This is a genomic window from Streptomyces sp. NPDC002104, assembly GCF_053593795.1.
In genome coordinates, this window is record NZ_JBSFDF010000058.1 from 1 (window position 1) to 17279 (window position 17279).

The 17279-nt window shown below is 74.0% G+C and carries 10 protein-coding genes; 3 read left to right on the top strand and 7 right to left on the bottom strand.

Annotated elements, in window-relative coordinates; genetic code table 11:
- The first annotated feature begins 251 nt into the window (after positions 1-251).
- Both ACWCP2_RS32790 and ACWCP2_RS32795 read left to right on the top strand, forming a co-directional pair.
- Positions 252-680, top strand: coding sequence for an ATP-binding protein (locus tag ACWCP2_RS32790; RefSeq protein ID WP_450912198.1), 429 nt, complete (start codon positions 252-254; stop codon positions 678-680).
- A 185-nt stretch (positions 681-865) separates the two neighbouring features.
- The gene (locus ACWCP2_RS32795; RefSeq protein WP_450912228.1) at positions 866-3466 is read left to right on the top strand and encodes a SpoIIE family protein phosphatase; all 2601 of its coding nucleotides are present in this window, start codon (positions 866-868) and stop codon (positions 3464-3466) included.
- Positions 3467-3609: 143 nt separating this feature from the next.
- Here the strand turns inward: ACWCP2_RS32795 and ACWCP2_RS32800 are convergent, their stop codons facing one another.
- The 7 genes from ACWCP2_RS32800 to ACWCP2_RS32830 form a co-directional block, all read right to left on the bottom strand.
- Complete coding sequence (locus ACWCP2_RS32800; protein ID WP_450912199.1) at positions 3610-4338, bottom strand: PspA/IM30 family protein; 729 nt, start codon at positions 4336-4338, stop codon at positions 3610-3612.
- Between the two features lie 48 nt (positions 4339-4386).
- On the bottom strand, positions 4387-6519 hold the full coding sequence (locus ACWCP2_RS32805) for a TPM domain-containing protein (RefSeq protein WP_450912200.1): 2133 nt from the start codon (positions 6517-6519) through the stop codon (positions 4387-4389).
- A gap of 93 nt (positions 6520-6612) precedes the next feature.
- Positions 6613-10311: a protein kinase domain-containing protein gene (locus ACWCP2_RS32810; RefSeq protein ID WP_450912201.1), complete on the bottom strand. Its 3699-nt coding sequence runs from the start codon at positions 10309-10311 to the stop codon at positions 6613-6615.
- 78 nt (positions 10312-10389) lie between these two features.
- Positions 10390-11163 (bottom strand): succinate dehydrogenase/fumarate reductase iron-sulfur subunit, encoded by a 774-nt coding sequence (locus tag ACWCP2_RS32815; RefSeq protein WP_450912202.1) that lies wholly within the window; start codon positions 11161-11163, stop codon positions 10390-10392.
- On the bottom strand, positions 11160-13073 hold the full coding sequence (locus tag ACWCP2_RS32820) for a fumarate reductase/succinate dehydrogenase flavoprotein subunit (protein ID WP_450912203.1): 1914 nt from the start codon (positions 13071-13073) through the stop codon (positions 11160-11162). The genes ACWCP2_RS32815 and ACWCP2_RS32820 overlap by 4 nt, the downstream gene beginning before the upstream one ends.
- On the bottom strand, positions 13074-13898 hold the full coding sequence (locus tag ACWCP2_RS32825; protein WP_450912204.1) for a hypothetical protein: 825 nt from the start codon (positions 13896-13898) through the stop codon (positions 13074-13076).
- Positions 13899-14001: 103 nt separating this feature from the next.
- On the bottom strand, positions 14002-14232 hold the full coding sequence (locus ACWCP2_RS32830) for a hypothetical protein (protein WP_450912205.1): 231 nt from the start codon (positions 14230-14232) through the stop codon (positions 14002-14004).
- 359 nt (positions 14233-14591) lie between these two features.
- On the opposite strand from ACWCP2_RS32830, the gene ACWCP2_RS32835 reads away from it, so the two are divergent.
- Positions 14592-17003: an ABC transporter family substrate-binding protein gene (locus ACWCP2_RS32835; RefSeq protein ID WP_450912206.1), complete on the top strand. Its 2412-nt coding sequence runs from the start codon at positions 14592-14594 to the stop codon at positions 17001-17003.
- The last annotated feature ends 276 nt before the right edge of the window (positions 17004-17279 follow it).

Below are 17279 nucleotides of genomic sequence, written 5' to 3' on the forward strand. Positions count from 1 at the left end.
CTTCGGTGCAGATGTCGCAATCCACACCGAACCCGGAGGCCCTCACCCATTTCAAGAACCCAGCACGCGTGTCACCAACGTCCCGGGACAACACAGCTAGGCCGTCTGCGCCACAGTGCGCCGGTCCGTGGGGGGCCGAGTGGTACGACGCCGTGAATATCGGGTATGTCGCTATTAATCCCTATCTCGTACTTGTCCCCGTAGGTTCTGTCCCTGTCGAACCGGACTGGGGTCGCCAGCCGGCCCGGGAAGTGATCGGCGTGATCGACACAGACGGTGAATGCGCCGAATGGGCCTTTCCCGCCGAACCGGGTGCCGTCCGCACCGCCCGCCACGCGGTGCGCGGCGCCCTTCGCGCATGGGGTCTCGACTCCGTCGGCGACGTCACCGTCCTGCTGGTCAGCGAGCTGGTCACCAACTCCCTGCGCTACGCCTCCGGCCCCATCGGAGTCCGTCTCGTACGGCGCAATCCGGCCGTCGCCGACGCTCCTTCGGGTCCGGCACTTCTCGTGGAGGTTTCGGATCCGCTTCCGGATCCGCCCCGGGAGCGCGTCGCCGAACCCGATGACGAGGGGGGCCGCGGACTCCACCTCGTGGCCGTCTCCGCACAGCGCTGGGGGACCCGCCACGGGAAGTCGGGCAAGACCGTGTGGTTCGAATTGGCTCTTCCTGGTGAGTAACAAGGAGAGAGCCCGTCGCCGATCACCAGGCTTGGCCGGAAAACAACGGGATCTTTTTGTGATCGCGAAGGCCGTGTCGTAGAGCGCCGTGGTGCTGAATACTTCGGTCATGGCCGGTCCGGTTGCGGTGAGCTGGAGGGGACGGTCGCGTGAGCGAGATACCTGCACAGGCACATCAGGCCCGTGTGCCCGGGGACGCGTCGGGGGAGACCTGGCGCGACTCCCTGTGGCACAGCAGCCCGCCTGGCTCGATATATGACTACATAAAGGTCGCTTCCTTCTCGATCGGGCCCGACGGGCTCATCGACCAGTGGAGTCTGCGCGCCGAGGAACTCTTCGGGCTGACCGCGGCCGAGGCCGTCGGCCGCGACCCCGTCGACGCCTTCATGCCCCCGGAGCTGCGCGCCGGCGCGCACCGCCGGGTGGCCGAGATCCTCGACGGCAAGGAATGGACCGGCCTGATCCCGTTCCGGATCCCCGGCGGCGACGGTGCGCACGGGGTGGCCGAGATCTATGTGATGCCGACCCAGACCGAAACCGCCGAGCGGGCCGCGCTCTGCGTCGTGGTCGACGTCCGCGCGCTGCGGCGGATCGAATCCGATCTGGCCGCCTCGCAGGCGATTTTCGGTCAATCTCCCTTCGGATTCCTGCTCTTCGGTACGGACCTCACCGTGCAGCGGGCCAACCGCCGCTTCGCCACCGTCTTCGGCGGCGCCGCCGAGGAGCACCGCGGCCGCACCGTCCACGACTACCTGCCCGCGCACGAGGCCGACCGGATGGCCGAGGCCCTGCGCCGGGTCCTGGAGACCGGCGACTCGGTCAACGACCTCCAGATCACCGGCGCCGCCCCCGGCAGCCGGGACAACCGCCACTGGTCCATCAACCTCTACCGGGTCCACGGCGGCACCGGCCGCCCCATCGGGGTCGCCGGCATCGGCATCGACGTGACCCGCCGCCACCTCGCCGCCCGCGAGGCCGCCGGGGTCCGGCGCAACCTGGCCCTGCTCAACGAGGCCGGACACCGCATCGGCAACTCCCTCGACCTGGAGACCACCGCCCGCGAACTCCTCGACGTCACCGTCCCGGGCTTCTGCGACCTGGCCGCCGTCGACCTCTACCAGGGGCTGCTGCTCGGCGACGACGACCGCCCCGCCCGCCCCCAGGGCCCCGGTGTGCCCAGCCTGCCCGGTTACGGACCCGGCCGCGCGCCCTCGGCGCCGCTGCGGCGGGTGGCCTTCTCCTCGGCCGTGTCGGACGCGCCGCTGTCGGGTCCGGGCGCGCTGGTCTCCGTAGGGGAGGTGCACCGGTACCCGGCCGGCTCTCCGGGGGCGTTCGCCCTGCGGACGGCGCGGCCGCGGCTGGTGGAGGGCGGCGGGTCCGAGTCCGGTGACCTCGTGCAGTCCACGCTGGTCGTCCCGCTGGTCGCGCACGACACGGTGGTCGGCCTCGCGCAGTTCTCCCGCACCAAGGGCAGCGAGCCCTTCGGGGAACGCGACCGGGCGGTCGCGGTGGAGCTCGCCGCGCGGGCCGCCGTCTGCATCGACAACGCCCGGCTCTACCGGCGCGAACACGAACGCGCGCTGATACTGCAGCGCAGCCTGCTGCCCCCGGGCGACCCGGAGGCCGCCGGACTCGACATCGCCTGCCGCTACCTGCCGGGCAACGCCGCCACCGAGGTCGGCGGCGACTGGTTCGACGTCATCGAACTGCCCGGGCACCGTACGGCACTGGTCGTCGGCGACGTCATGGGCCGCGGACTGCGGGCCGCCGTGGCCATGGGCGAACTGCGCACGGCCGTACGGACCCTCGCGCTGCTGGACCTGGAACCGGCGGAGGTGCTGACCGCGCTGGACGAGATCGCCCGGGGCCTCGGCGCCCCCGGCGGCTCCCAGCAGGCCTCCCGGGCCGCACTGCACTCGCGGGACGCCGACCGCTCGGAGGTGTACCTCGCGACGTGCGTCTACGCCGTCTACGACCCGGTCACCCGCCGCTGCACCATCGCCAACGCCGGCCACATGCCGCCGGTGCTGGTGGAACCGGTCGAGGACGGCGGTACGCCCCGCCCCGGACTGCTGCTGGAGATCCCCACCGGCATGCCGCTGGGCGTCGGCGGCGAACCCTTCGAGGAGGTCGAGGTCGAGCTGCCCGAGGGGGCCCTGCTCGCCCTGTACACCGACGGCCTGGTCGAATCCCGGACCCACCCGCTGGAGGAGGGCCTGCGCGGCCTGCGCGACGCGCTGGCCGATCCGTCGCGCCCGCTGGAGGAGGTCTGCGACCACGTCCTGAACACCCTGGACACCCGGCACGGCGAGGACGACATCGCGCTGCTGATGGCCCGGGTCCAGGGCCTTCCGGTGGACGCGGTCGGCGACTGGCAGCTCCCGCGCGAGGCCCGCTCGGTGGGCCGGGCCCGCGAGCTGGCCCGGGCGAAGCTGCCCGCGTGGGGGCTGGAGGGGCTGCTCGACACCACGGAACTCCTGGTGAGCGAGCTCGTCACGAACGCCCTGCGGTACGGGGAGGGCGAGATCCGGCTGCGCCTCCTGCTGGACCGGACCCTGGTCTGCGAGGTCTGGGACGCCAACCTGGTCCAGCCCCGCCGCCGCCGGGCGCGGGACACCGACGAGGGCGGCCGCGGCCTCCAGCTGGTCGGCCTGCTCTCCGCTGGCTGGGGCACCCGCCGCACGCACCGCGGCAAGACGGTCTGGTTCGAACTCCCGCTCCCGGGCGCGGTGGCGGAATCGGTGACCGAGCTGTCGGCGGAGCAACTGCTCAGCATGTATGGATGAGCACGGCTGGGTGAGCGCGGCTGGGTGAGCACGGCTGGGTGAGCACGGCCGGGTGAGCGGGCCGGGCGAGCGCGGCCGGGTAGCGCGCCCCCGGGCCGGCCGCGGCCGGCCCGGGGAGGTGCGGGGAGGTCCGGGGGGCGGCCCTAGTAGGGCTTGCTCAGGCTGCCGGACTTCAGGGCGGCCAGCCGGGCCTCGATCTCCGAGGTCTTGCCGAGGTCGTCCAGGGACTCGAACTGCGCGTCCAGGGAGGAGGCGGCCAGCTCCTGCTTGCCCAGGGCCATGGCCTCCTCGCGGCGGACCTTCTCCTCGAAGCGGCCGATGTCGCTGGTCGGGTCGAGCACGTCGATGTTCTTGACGGCGTCCATCATCGTGTTCTGGGCCTGCGCGGTCTTGGCCCGCGAGACCAGCTCGTCGCGCTTCGCCGTCAGCTCCGTCAGCTTGGTCTTCATCGAGTCCAGGCCCGACTTCAGCTTGTCGACCACCTCGGTCTGGGCGGCGATCGTCGGCGCGGCCGTGCTCGCCTCCTTCTCCGACTGCATCTGGCGGCCGAGCGCGACCTTCGCGAGGTTGTCGAACTTGTCGGCGTCGGCGGTCGACCCGGACGTCCGCAGCTCGTCGGCCTTCCTGCTCGCCGCGAGGGCCTTGCCGCCCCATTCCGCGGCCGCGTCCACGTCCTCCTTGTGGTCCGCCTCCAGCATCCGCAGATTGCCGATGGTGGTGGCGACGGCCTGCTCCGCCTCGGAGATGTTGTTCGTGTAGTCGCGGATGAGCTGGTCCAGCATCTTCTGCGGGTCTTCCGCCTGGTCCAGCAGCGAGTTGATGTTGGCCTTGGCGAGCTGGGTGACGCGGCCGAGGATGCTCTGCTTGCTCATGTGCTCTGTCTCCTTGGGAGGGGGAGGGGGATGTGAGGGGAGTGCGTGTCAGAAGCGGCCGCCGCCGCCCATGCGGCCGCGGGTGCCGCCGCCGCCGAAGGAACCGGGGCCGCGTCCGCCGCCCCCGCCGAAGCCGCCGCCGAAGCCGCCGCCCCCACCCCCGCCGAAGCCGCCTCCGCCGCGGCCGCCGCCCAGGATCTCGCCGAGGATGATCCCGCCGAGCACCGCGCCGCCCATGCCGCCGCCCTGCTGCCGGCCGCCACCGCCGTACGGGTTCTGGTAGCCCCGTACGTCCTGTTCGGCCAGCTGCTGCGCCTGGCGCGCCAGCGACTCCGCCTGCTGGGCCTCGGCGAGCGCGCCCGCCGGGTCCGCGCCCGCCAGGGAGGCGGACCGCTCCAGGTGCCGCTGGGCCTCCGCCAGCCGGGTCCGGGCCTGGCTGCCGATCGCACCCCGGCTTGTGGTGATGTAGTCCGTGGCCGCGCCGATCGCGCTGCGGGCCGTCAGCAGGGCCTGGTCGAGCAGGGCCGCGGCCCGCTGGCGGCCCGACTCCCGCTCACGGGCCCCGGCCAGTGCCTCGTCGAGGGCCGCGTCGGCCTCCTCCACGCGGCGCAGCGCGTCCATCGGGTCGTACCGTCCGGCGCTCTGCTCCTGCCGTACGCGGGCCAGTACGGCCTCCGCCCGGCTGATCCGGCCGCGCAGATCGGCGGTCGAGGCGCCCTCGGCGGTGCCGGTCAGCAGCCCGCGCGCGTCGGCGAGGTCCGTGTCCGTCTCGTCCAGCGCCCCCGGCAGCTTCCCGGCCGCCTCCGCCAGCTCCTGCGCGCGCCGCTCCACCGCGTCGACCAGGGTGGCCGCCTGGTCCACGGCGCCCTCGGCCGCCCGGACGTGCACGGCCGCCTTGCCGTTGTCGCCGGTGCCGAGCGCGGCGCGGGCCTCGCCGAGGCTGGTCGTCGCGAACAGCAGCCGGTCCTTGGCCTGTTCCGGGTTGGAGGCCACCGGGGCCGCGGCGGAGTCCGCGTACTGGCGGCCGAGCGCCGTGAGGGTGGCCACCGCCGTGGTGGTGCGGCCCGTCAGGGCGCGGAAGTGGGCCTCCACGGTCTCCAGCGCCTGCGGGGCGTTCTTCTCCAGGTCCCGCAGCCGGTCGAAGTCCGCCGTCTCGGCGTCGAGCCGCCGGCTCGCCTCCGTACAGCGGGCCACGATCTCGTCCAGCATCCGGCGGCGGGTGGCGTCGTCCTCCGGGTACGCGTCGTCGAGCTGCTGGCGCAGCCGGAAGGCCGCCGTCAGCTCGCCCTTCCCGAACTCCACCGCCTGCGTGAAGGCCGACACCGCGTCCTCCCCGAACTGCGCGGTGGCGAAGCCGAGTTCCTCGGTGCTCGTACGGATCGCGTCGTCGGTCTCCACCAGCAGGGCCTTGGCCCTGGCGTCCAGCTCCGGCAGCGGGAGCGGGGCGGGGCCCTGCCCGGACCAGCCGGTGGTCTTCGCACCGCCGCCGCTGCCGCCCGCCTGCCGGCGCTTGCGGCGGGTGTACGCGTACGCCCCGAGGGCGCCGGCCGCGCCGACCGCGACCACCGGGAGGACGAAGTCCCCGGCGCCGCTCTCGCCGCCGCTCGCCGCGGCGCCTCCGGGGTCGGCCTCGCCGGGGACGATGGCCGGCACGGGCACGGGCAGCCCGCCCAGGACGGCGTCGTAGCCGTTGGCGGCGCCGATCGCGGCGCCCGCCCAGTCGTTCTGCTTCAGCGCGGGCTCGATGCCGGTCTGCGCGACCGCCGCGAGCTGCTCCTTGGTGAAACCGGAGTCGACATCGGCCGAATAGGCGTACTGCCGGGCCCCCGTGGCGACGGCCAGCAGGACGTCGTTCTGGCCGAGCCCGTTCTTCTGGGCGGTGGCGTCGGCCCAGCTCTGCGCGGACCGGCCGGAGAAGTCGCGCACGTACGTCACGAACAGCTGGACCTTCCGGTCGGCGTACAGCTTGTCCAGCGCGGCGGTGACCTCGCCCTTGCGGTCGCCCAGGGCGCCCACGCGGTCGGTGATCTGCCCCTGCTGGGACAGGGTGACCGGGTCGTCGGCCCGGGCCGCCGGGGCGGCGGCCGTCGTCCAGCCGGTGAGCGCGAGGCCCGCGGCGGCCAGGGCGAGGGCGGCGCGGAGGGATATTGCGGCGGTGGTGCGTGTCTTGGGCGGCGTCACATTGGGGAGCGTATGGGCCGTTTCGCGGCCCCGCACCTGGAGATCGCGGTGCCTCCGCACCCGGAGAACACCGCGCGGCCACCGCCCGCGAACTCACGGCAGGGCGTACGCCGTGAGTTCGGGACGGGACAGGACGAGGCGGTCACCGACCAGGAGGGTGTGCCCCTGGGCGAGCTCCGGCCGATCCCACTGACGGCGGGGTTTGCCCGTCGCCGGGTCCAGCACGGTGACGAAGGGGTCCGCGGAACGGTTCAGGAGCCCGCGCCGGCCGCCCCGCGGGACCTTGACGTACAGGCCGCCCGGGCGCAGGCCCAGCAGGTCCAGCGCGCACACCCGGCCCTCGCGCCGGGTCAGCGCCCGCTGCCAGCGCAGGGCCCCGGTCCGGGCGTCGAGCGCGAAGACCAGGTCCGCGCCCTGGTCCGGACGGTGCGCCGCCGCGTACACCGTGCCGCGTTCGGCGAGCAGCCGCTCCGCCGGGGTGCCCAGCGCGAACCGCCACAGCTCCCGGCCGGTGGCCCGGTCCAGGGCCAGCAGCGTGCCCCCGTCCAGCAGGTGCACCGGGCCGCCGGACACCTGCTGCCCGTGCAGCGCCCGCTCCTGCGGGCGGGCCCGGGGGAAGGACCACACCGGCCGGCCGGTCGGCAGGTGCAGGGCCTGGACCAGCCGTTCGTCCGTCAGCACCAGGCAGTCGCCCACCGCCGCGGGGGAGCGGGTGGCGGGGTCCGGGAGCGTCCGCTGCCACAGGACCTCGCCCGTCGCGGCCCGCAGCGCGGTCAGATCGCCGGGCGCCCCGAGCACCAGCACCGGCCCGGCGCTGCGCAGCGGCCGCTGCGCGGGCAGGTCCCGCCACCACCGCACGCGCCCGTCGCGCGGATCGCGCGCCAGCAGCCGTACCCCCGCCGCGTCCTCCCGGCGGACCTGGACGTACACCGTGGCCGCGTCCGCCTCGCAGGACACGAGTAGCGGCCCGGTCCCGGGCAGTGGCGCGGCGGCCGCGCCCTCGTCGGCGTAAGCGGTCCAGAGCGTCGCGCCCGCGTCGGCCCGTACGCAGCCCACCTCGGTCCCCTTGCGCCACACCACGCGGGCCCCGGCCGCGTACAGCTCGGCCGGCCGGTCGCCGGTGTGCCACGCCCGGGCCCCGGGGTCCGCCGCGCGCACGCGCGGCGCCGTCCCGTCGCGACCCGTGACCGTCGTGCCCGCCGGCGGGGGGCTCCCGGCGTCGGCGGCCGCCTCCGGCAGCCAGGGTGCCCCGGCCGTCGCCACGCACTCCCGGGCGATCCGGGCCAGTGCGCGTGCGCGGTCCGCCGCGTCGGGCAGGTTCCGGGCCCGGCCCGCGCGCTCCCGCGCCACCGCCGAGTCCAGCGGCGGCCGCGCCTCCTGCTCGACGGCGGCCCGCGCCGAGGCCAGCGAGTTCAGGGCGTGCCCGGCCTTCTCGTCGTCGGCCTCCAGCGGGCGGCCGCGCAGCAGGCCGGAGGCCTGGTTGCGCAGCCGCTCCGCCTGGACGAGCCGCCCCTGCTCGGCGTGGTGCGCGGCCTCCTCGCGCAGCCAGGCCGCCCGCTCCTCCAGGAACCGGGGCAGCTCCTCCTCCGCCTGCTCCAGGGCCCGGGACCCGCCCGCCGGGTCCCCGGCCGCGGCGCGGTCGCGCGCCACCTGGCACAGCGCCAGCAGCCGGCCCCCGGCGGAGCCGATCCGCTCGCTGAGGCGCAGGGCCGCCGCCAGGTCGTTCGGGGCGACGGCCAGCACCGTGTCGTAGGTGGCGGCCCCGCGCAGCCCGGCGTCCCGGATCAGCGCGAGGCGCAGCTCGGCCTCGGCCGGGTCGGCCGCCGCGACGGCCGTGGCGATGCGGGCGCCGAGGCGCTTCTCGGCCGGGCTGTCGGCGAAGTGGTCCTCGGCGATCCGCGCGGCCTGCCCGGGGGCGACCTTGGCCAGCTCCTCCGCCACCGCGCGCAGCGGGCCCGCCCGGTTCGAACCGAACGCGGTGAACAGCGCCTGCTGCGCGTCCGTCAGCAGCCGCCGGGCCCGGGCCGGGGCATGCGCGGACGTGTCCTTGGCGAGCCCGGTCAGCAGCCGGGCCGCCCGGGCCCCGTCGCCCCCGCCGCCGTCCCACGCCGCGACCTCGGCGGCGGCCAGCAGCCGTCCCGCGAGCCCGCCGTCGAAGCGGGCCGCGGCATCGGCGGCGACGGCCAGCACCTCGATCCGCGCCGCGTCGCCGGCGGGCAGCGCGCGGAGCGACTCCTCGGCCTCCCGCAGCAGTTCCCGTACGAACTCCCGTACGGGAGCGGGAACGGCCCCGGTGTCCGCCGCGGCGGAGGCCGCGGGCCCGCCCCCGGCACCGGGACCGGCCACGGAGACGGACCCGAACCCGCTGCCGGTGTCCGGCGTGCGCGGAGGGACGGGCCGGTACCCGGCCCCCGTGCCGGGACCGGACACCGTGGTGGGCCCGTGCCCGCTTCCGTGGTCCGGCGCGGGTGCGGAGACGGGCCGGTGCCCGGCCTCGGTGCCGGGAGCGGCCGCCGTGCGCGGCCCGTGCCCGCTTCCGTGGTCCGGCGCGGGTGCGGGGACGGGCCGGTGCCCGGCCTCGGTGCCGGGACCGGATGCCGTGGTGGGCCCGTGCCCGCTTCCGTGGTCCGGTGCGGGTGCGGGGACGGGCCCGTATCCGCCCTCGGTGTCCGGCGCGGGTGCGGACGCGGGCCCGAAGCCGCCCCTGACGTCCGGCGCGGACACGGATGCGGGGCCGAAGCCGTTCCGGGGCACCCCGCCCGCACCCGCCCGGCCCGGCACGGCCGCCGGGGCCTCGCCACCACCCGGGGCCTCGCCACCGCCCGGCGCCTCGCCACCACCCGGGACCTCGCCACCACCCGGGGCCTCGCCACCACCCGGGGCCGCCGTACCGTCCGGCAACGCCGCGGCCGTACGCCCCACGGGCACCTCCGAGCCCACCTCCGGCCCGGCTCCGGCCCGGGCCCCCGCCCGCAGCAGCGCCCGCAGCGTCCCGGCCACCCTGTCCGCCGACTCCGGCCGGTCCGCCGGGGCCTTCTCCAGCAGCTGCCGCACCAGCCGCTCCACCTCCGGCGCGACCTGCGCACCGGCCTCGCGCAGCGGGAGCGGCGGATCCTCGATGTGCCGGCGCATCAGGACGTACGGGCTCTCGGCCTCCCCGAAGGGCGCCTCCCCGCTCAGCAGCGCGTACAGCACGCCCCCGAGCGCGTACAGATCGCACCGCGCGTCCACCCGCTCGCCCCGCCACTGCTCGGGGGCCATGTACGGCGGGCTGCCGAAGATCCGGCCGGTCACCGTCCAGCCGGCCGTGGCGTCGGAGGAGTGCGCGATGCCGAAGTCGCAGATCTTCAGCCGGCCCCCCGGCAGCAGGAAGAGGTTGGCCGGCTTCAAGTCGCGGTGGATCACGGAGCGTTCGTGCGCGGCGGCCAGGGCCTCGGCGGTCTGTGCGGCGAGGTCCAGCGCGTCCGCCACCGGTATCCCGCCCGGAGCCCGGACCAGCATCGTGCGCAGATCCTCGCCGGCGAGCAGCTCCATCACGATGAAGAGCCGCCCGTCCTCCTGGCCCACGTCGTGCACCACGGTGATGCCGGGGTGCTGGAGCCGCGCCCCGATGGTGGCCTCGCGCCGGAAGCGGGCGACCAGTTCGTCGTTCGTGGCCGCCTCCAGCAGTACCTTCACCGCCACGGCCCGCTCCAGGGCCGTGTCCCGCGCCCGCCAGACCTCGCCCATGCCGCCCTTGCCGAGCCGCTGTTCGAGGCGGTACCGGCCCGCCAGCTCATCCCCCACCCGCACCGCGAATGCCCCCTGACGTCACGTCAACGACGTTGCTCAGGGGGCATTCTGTCCTGCCAAGTGAACGATTGGGGGCGGCTATCGGGCCGAGCGGCGGCCGATCTTGTTCCCCAGCCAGACCAGCGGGTCGTACTTGCGGTCCACGGCCCGCTCCTTCAGCGGGATCAGGGCGTTGTCGGTGATCTTGATGCCTTCGGGGCAGACCTCCGTGCAGCACTTGGTGATGTTGCAGTAGCCGAGCCCGTGCTCCTCCTGCGCCGTGCGCTTGCGGTCCAGGCCGGCCTCGGCCGCCGCGTCCAGCGGGTGCATGTCCAGCTCCGCCACCCGCATCAGGAAGCGAGGACCGGCGAAGGCCGCCTTGTTCTCCTCGTGGTCGCGCACCACGTGACAGGTGTCCTGGCACAGGAAGCACTCGATGCACTTCCGGAACTCCTGCGAGCGCTCCACGTCGATCTGCTGCATCCGGTACTCGCCCGGGGCGACCCCCGCCGGCGGCACGAACGCGGGCACCTCGCGGGCCTTCTGGTAGTTGAAGGACACGTCCGTCACCAGGTCGCGGACGACCGGGAAGGCCCGCAGCGGGGTCACGGTGATCGTCTCCTCGCGGGAGAAGGTCGACATCCGCGTCATGCACATCAGCCGCGGCCGCCCGTTGACCTCCGCGCTGCACGAACCGCACTTGCCCGCCTTGCAGTTCCACCGCACGGCGAGGTCGGAGGCCTGGGTGGCCTGGAGCCGGTGCACGATGTCCAGGACCACCTCCCCGTCGTGCACCTCCACGGTGAAGTCGCGCAGCTCACCGCCCTCCGCGTCACCCCGCCAGATCCGGAACGCGGCATCGTAGGTACTCACTCGTAGAGCTCCTCTTCGGCGAGGTACTTGGCCAGCTCTTCCTTCTCGAAGAGCGCGAGCAGGTCGGGTCGGATGGGATCGGTGCGCACCCGGGTCAGCTCGATCCGGTCCGCTGCCGGATCGGACGGGGCCGGATCGACCGGCCGGCACAGCAGGTTCACCGGCCGCCAGGAACGCTCCATCGCAGGGCAGTCCTCACGGGTGTGCCCGCCGCGGCTCTCGGTGCGTTCCAGGGCCGCGCGGGCCACGCACTCGCTGACCAGCAGCATGTTGCGCAGGTCCAGGGCCAGGTGCCAGCCCGGGTTGAACTGCCGGTGCCCCTCGACCCCGGCCCGGGAGGCCCGTACGCGCAGGGCCGCGAGCGTCTCCAGGGCCTGGACCATCTCGCCCTCCCGGCGGATGATCCCGACGAGGTCGTTCATGGCCGTCTGGAGTTCCTGGTGGAGGGTGTACGGGTTCTCCGCGCCCTCGGCGGCGTGGAACGGGGCCAGCGCCTCCGCGGCCGCCGCGTCGATCTGCGCCTGGGACACCTCGGGCCGCCCGCCGACGGCCGGGGCGTCCCGGGCCGCGTGCTCGGCGGCGTGCAGTCCGGCGCGCCGGCCGAAGACCAGCAGGTCGGACAGGGAGTTCCCGCCGAGCCGGTTCGAGCCGTGCATCCCGCCCGCGACCTCACCGGCGGCGAACAGGCCCGGCACCCCGAGGGTGGCGGCCGTGTCGGACTCGACCGCGATGCCGCCCATCACGTAGTGGCAGGTCGGGCCGACCTCCATCGCCTCGGCGGTGATGTCCACGTCCGCCAGCTCCTTGAACTGGTGGTACATCGACGGGAGCCGCCGCTTGATCCTCTCGGCCGGCATCCGGGTGGACACGTCGAGGAACACCCCGCCGTGCGGGGAGCCGCGCCCCGCCTTGACCTCGGAGTTGATCGCGCGGGCCACCTCGTCGCGGGGGAGCAGCTCGGGCGGGCGCCGGTTGTGGTCCGGGTCCTCGTACCAGCGGTCGCCCTCCTCCTCGGACTGGGCGTACTTCTCCTTGAACACGTCCGGGATGTAATCGAACATGAACCGCTTGCCCTCGCTGTTGCGCAGCACCCCGCCGTCGCCGCGCACCGACTCGGTGACGAGGATCCCCTTGACCGAGGGCGGCCAGACCATGCCGGTCGGGTGGAACTGCACGAACTCCATGTTCAGCAGCGGCGCCCCGGCGAGCAGCGCCAGCGCGTGGCCGTCGCCGGTGTACTCCCAGGAGTTGGAGGTGGTCTTGAAGGACTTCCCGATCCCGCCCGTGGCCAGCACCACCGCCGGGGCCTCCAGGACGAAGAACCGGCCGCTCTCGCGCTCGTAGCAGAAGGTCCCGGACACCCGCTCGCCGTCCTTGAGCACGCGTGTCACGGTGCACTCCTGGAAGACCTTGAGCCGGGCCTCGTAGTCCCCGTACTCCTTGAAGTCCTCCTGCTGGAGCTGGACGATCTTCTGCTGGAGGGTGCGGATCAGCTCCAGCCCGGTCCGGTCGCCGACGTGCGCGAGCCGCGGGTACTCGTGCCCGCCGAAATTGCGCTGCGAGATCCTCCCGTCGGGCGTGCGGTCGAAGAGCGCGCCCCAGGTCTCCAGCTCCCAGACCCGGTCCGGGGCCTCCTTGGCGTGCAGCTCCGCCATCCGCCACTGGTTGAGGAACTTGCCGCCGCGCATCGTGTCGCGGAAGTGCACCTGCCAGTTGTCGCCCTCGTTGACGTTGCCCATGGAGGCGGCGATCCCGCCCTCCGCCATCACGGTGTGGGCCTTGCCGAAGAGGGATTTGCAGATCACGGCCGTACGGGCGCCCCGCTCGCGCGCCTCGATCGCGGCCCGCAGCCCGGCGCCGCCGGCCCCGACGACGACCACGTCCCACTGCTGCCGTTCCACTTGGGTCATTTAGAAGAACCTCGGATCGGTGAAGGCGCCGCCGGCCAGCAGGTACACGTAGAAGTCGCACAGGGCCACGCTGATCAGCGAGGCCCAGGCCAGCTGCATGTGACGGGTGTTGAGACGGCTGATCCAGCCCCACAGCCGGTAGCGGACCGGGTGCTTGGAGAAGTGCTTCAGACGGCCGCCCATGATGTGCCGGCACGAGTGGCAGGACAGGGTGTACGCCCAGATCAGCCCGATGTTGAGCAGGAACAGCAGCGTGCCCAGCCCCATGTGGCCCCACGCGTAGTGCGCGTCGCGGAAGGTCAGCACGGTGTCGTAGGTGAGGATGCCCGCGACCGGCAGCGCCGCGTAGAAGAAGTACCGGTGCATGTTCTGGAAGATCAGCGGGAAGCGGGTCTCCCCGCTGTACGAGGCGTGCGGCTCGGCCACCGCGCAGGCGGGCGGCGAGGCCCAGAAGCCCCGGTAGTAGGCCTTGCGGTAGTAGTAGCAGGTCAGCCGGAAGCCCAGCGGGAAGACCAGGATCAGCAGCGCGGGGGACAGGCCCCACCAGCTGCCGAGGAGATCGAGGTTCGGGCCGCCCCGCATGTCCGCGCAGTTCTCCGCGAGGCACGGGGAGTAGAACGGCGAGACGTAGGGAGCCGCGTAGTAGTCGGCGTTGGCGAAGGCCCGCCAGGACGAGTAGACGATGAAGGCGAGCAGCCCGGCCGCGGTGCCGGCGGGGGAGAGCCACCACCGGTCGGTCCGCAGGTGCCGGGCCGCGATCGCGGCCCGCGAGGCGTCGTGGACGCCGCCGGGCCGCTGTGGGGATGGTTGGGTGCCTGTGGCCAAGGGGGACTCCGGGTGGAGTGATGAGGGGTGCCCCGGGGACCCGGCCGCCGTCGCTGCGGGTGACCGGGTCGGGCGGGACGGTGGGGTGTGCGGGAGCGGTGGGTCAGGGGGCGCGGCGGTCGCGGGCGCCGAGGCCCTCGTCGTCGACGTCCGTCCACAGCGCGCTGTCGTACGGGGTGTCCGGGACGCTGACCATCGCGCCGCCGGCCGGCGGCCGGGAGGCGGCCGGATCCTGCCGCGCCGCGTTCGCGACGTCCCGCTCCAGCCGCTCCACGGAGCGGACCAGCTCGTTCAGGTTGCGCCGTACGGCGGTCACATCGTCGTGCAGGGACATGATTTGCCCTCACTTCCGCTTGGGTGCGGTGGCAACGCTCATGTGCGCCTGCGAGTGTCGCCCCTCCCGTCCCCGGTTGTGAAGGGACGTGCAGCGATTGCGGGCGCGCAGGCGTGAACCGTGCGCCCCTCCCGCCCCCCTTTCATCCCTCTTACGGGGGAACGCCCGCCCGGAAAGCAAGCCGGATTGGTCCGCACGGGTGGGGTTCGCGGCGTGGCGAGGGGCGGCTGCGACGGGTGTGGCGGGGTGTCGATTTCAGTGGGTTTCGGCACCCAGTGTGATCAGCTCCATATACCGCCGAACGTGATCAAAACCCCCTTTCACGGCTCCCCCCACGCCCCGTCCCGGAGGTACCACCCATGTCCCAGAGAAGGCGCAGGTCCTTGGCGCTCCTGACCTCGGGAGTTCTTGCACTGCCGCTGCTCGCGGGCTGCGGCGCGGGTGAAGACGAGGGCGGCCCGGCCGCCGCCGGCCAGGACATCGCGGCCACCACCCGCGACAAGGTCGCCGACGGCGGGGTGCTGCGGTGGGCCGTGGACTCCATGCCGGGCACCCTCAACGCCTTCCAGGCCGATGCCGACGCCACCACCAACCGGATCGCCGGGGCCGTCCTGCCCCAGCTGTTCGTGCTGGACGGCAAGGGGCGGCCGGTGGCCAATCCCGACTACCTGGAGAAGGCCGAGGTCGTCGAGCGGGAGCCCAAGCAGGTCGTCCTGTACAAGCTCAACCAGAAGGCGGTCTGGAGCGACGGCCGCGAGATCGGCGCCGCCGACTTCGTCTCCCAGTGGCGGGCCCTGAACGGCAAGGACTCCGCGTACTGGACGGCGCGCAACGCCGGATACGACCGGATCGAGAAGATCGAGCGCGGCAAGACGGACCTGGAGGTCAAGGTCACCTTCGTCCGCCCGTACGCCGACTGGCGCTCCCTGTTCAGCCCCCTTTACCCCAAGCAGGTCACCGGCACCCCGGAGAGCTTCAACGAGGGGGCCCGGGGCGCCCTGAAGGCCACCGCGGGGCCCTTCGGGCTCGGCGCCATCGACAAGAAGACCGGTACGGCCTCGCTGACCCGCAACCCGCGCTGGTGGGGCAGCCCCGCCAAGCTCGACACCCTGGTGCTCACCGCGGTGCCCCGCTCCGAGCGCCCATCCGCGCTGGCCGCCGGCAAGCTCGACATCGCGGAGATCGACCGCACCGGCGCCGACCGGATCGCCCTGGCCCGCCGCGACGCCGCCAAGGCCGACGGGGCCCACGGCCCGGCCGCCTCACTGACGGCCGCGCAGGCCACCCTCTCGTGGGCGCTGGCCTACGGACTGGACGAGGACAAGGCCAAGGAGGCCCAGGCCGGCCGCGAGAAGCACGCGGAGTCGGTGAAGCGGTACGCCGGGGAGCAGAACGCCCTGCGCGGCTTCACCGTCCGCAAGTCCCTGGAGCCCGCCTACACGCAGCTCGCCATGAACGGCGCGAGCGGCCCCCTCGCCGACGAGCGGGTGCGCCGCGCCGTGGCCCGCGCCCTGGACCGCCAGGCGCTCGCCGACATCGTCCTCAAGCCGCTCGGCCTGCCCGCGAAGCCGGTGGGCAGCCACCTCGCGCTGGCCGGGCAGCAGGCGTACGCCGACAACAGCGACGCCCTCGGAGGCCAGGACACCCAGGCCTCGCAGGCCCTGCTCGCGGACGCCGGCTGGCGCCGGGGCGGCAAGATCACCGAGCCGGCCGGTGCGAAGGCGGGCTCGGAGGCCGAGAAGGGCACCGACGACTCCAAGACCCCCGCCGTCCCGGCGGCCGCGGGCCCGGGCACCGGGAACGACGGCCTCTACATCGTCGGCCAGGACGACGGGCGCAACGGCGACGGACGCCCCGAGGGCCCCGAGGACCCGGCGGGCCATGACCTCCCCGAAGGCCGGTACGGCCACCCCGGCTCGGACGGGGGGCTCGCCGACGCCGACGCCGACGCGGACGCGGACGCCCTCGCCGAGAGCGGGCCCAGCGGGCAGAACCACCCTTCCCCGGTGCTCGCCCCGGCCCCCTTCGCGGCCCTCCAGGAGCAGAGTCTGCGCACCCAGGCCGAGGCCCAGTCCGACGCCGTCGACGACGGCAAGCGCAGCCCGGCCCTCGACGCGGAGGCCGCCGCCGAACCGGCGGACCCGGCCAAGGCGAGCCCCGCCCCGGCCCCCGCCAAGCAGGCCGTACGCACCTCCGGCAACATGCTCGCCAAGGACGGCAAGCCGCTCGCCCTGCGCTTCGTCCTGCCGGCCGGCCCCGGCTCGGAGGCGCTGCGCACGGTCGGCGAGCGGATCGCGCAGATGCTCCACAAGGTCGGCGTGCAGACCGAGCTGACCAAGGTCGCCGACGAGAGCTTCTTCAAGGACCACATCGCCTCGGGCCAGTACGACCTGGCGCTCTACTCGTGGCCCGCGACGGCCTACCCGGCGACCGACGCCCGGCCCATCTTCGCCAAGCCGGAGCCGGCCGCCGACGGCTCGCTCCTGGTCGAACAGAACTACACCCGGGTCGGCACCGACCACATCGACCAGCTCTTCGACCAGGCGCTCGGCGAACTGGACGAGGCGGCCTCCCGCGACCTGATGCGCAAGGCCGACGCCCGGATCTGGGCGACGGCCGGGTCCATCCCGCTCTACCAGCGCCCCGAGCTGGTGGCCGTGAAGCCGGGCCTGACCAACGCGGGCGCCTTCGGCCTCGGAGCCCCGCGCTACCAGGACATCGGCTGGAAGAAGCCGGCGGCCGCGGCCAAGGACAAGAACACGAAGAAGTAGCGCGAAGAAGTGATGACGAACGGGTGCATCCGGGGTTGATTCGAAGGTCTCAAGCTCAGATGTGACTCAAGTCCCTTGCCCGCCGGATCACCCGGCGGGCAAGGTCGTACGTACCCGTTGACCCGCGTGTTTGCAGGATTCACCCACACCCGAGTTCCCCCACCCAGGACTCGGTCGTGCTCAGTCGTCCGGCCTCTTGACAGACCCCCCGGCAGGCAGTTCCCGCCAGCCGACGTACGATGGGGTAAGGCCGTGGCAGGTTTTCCGCCCGGTCGA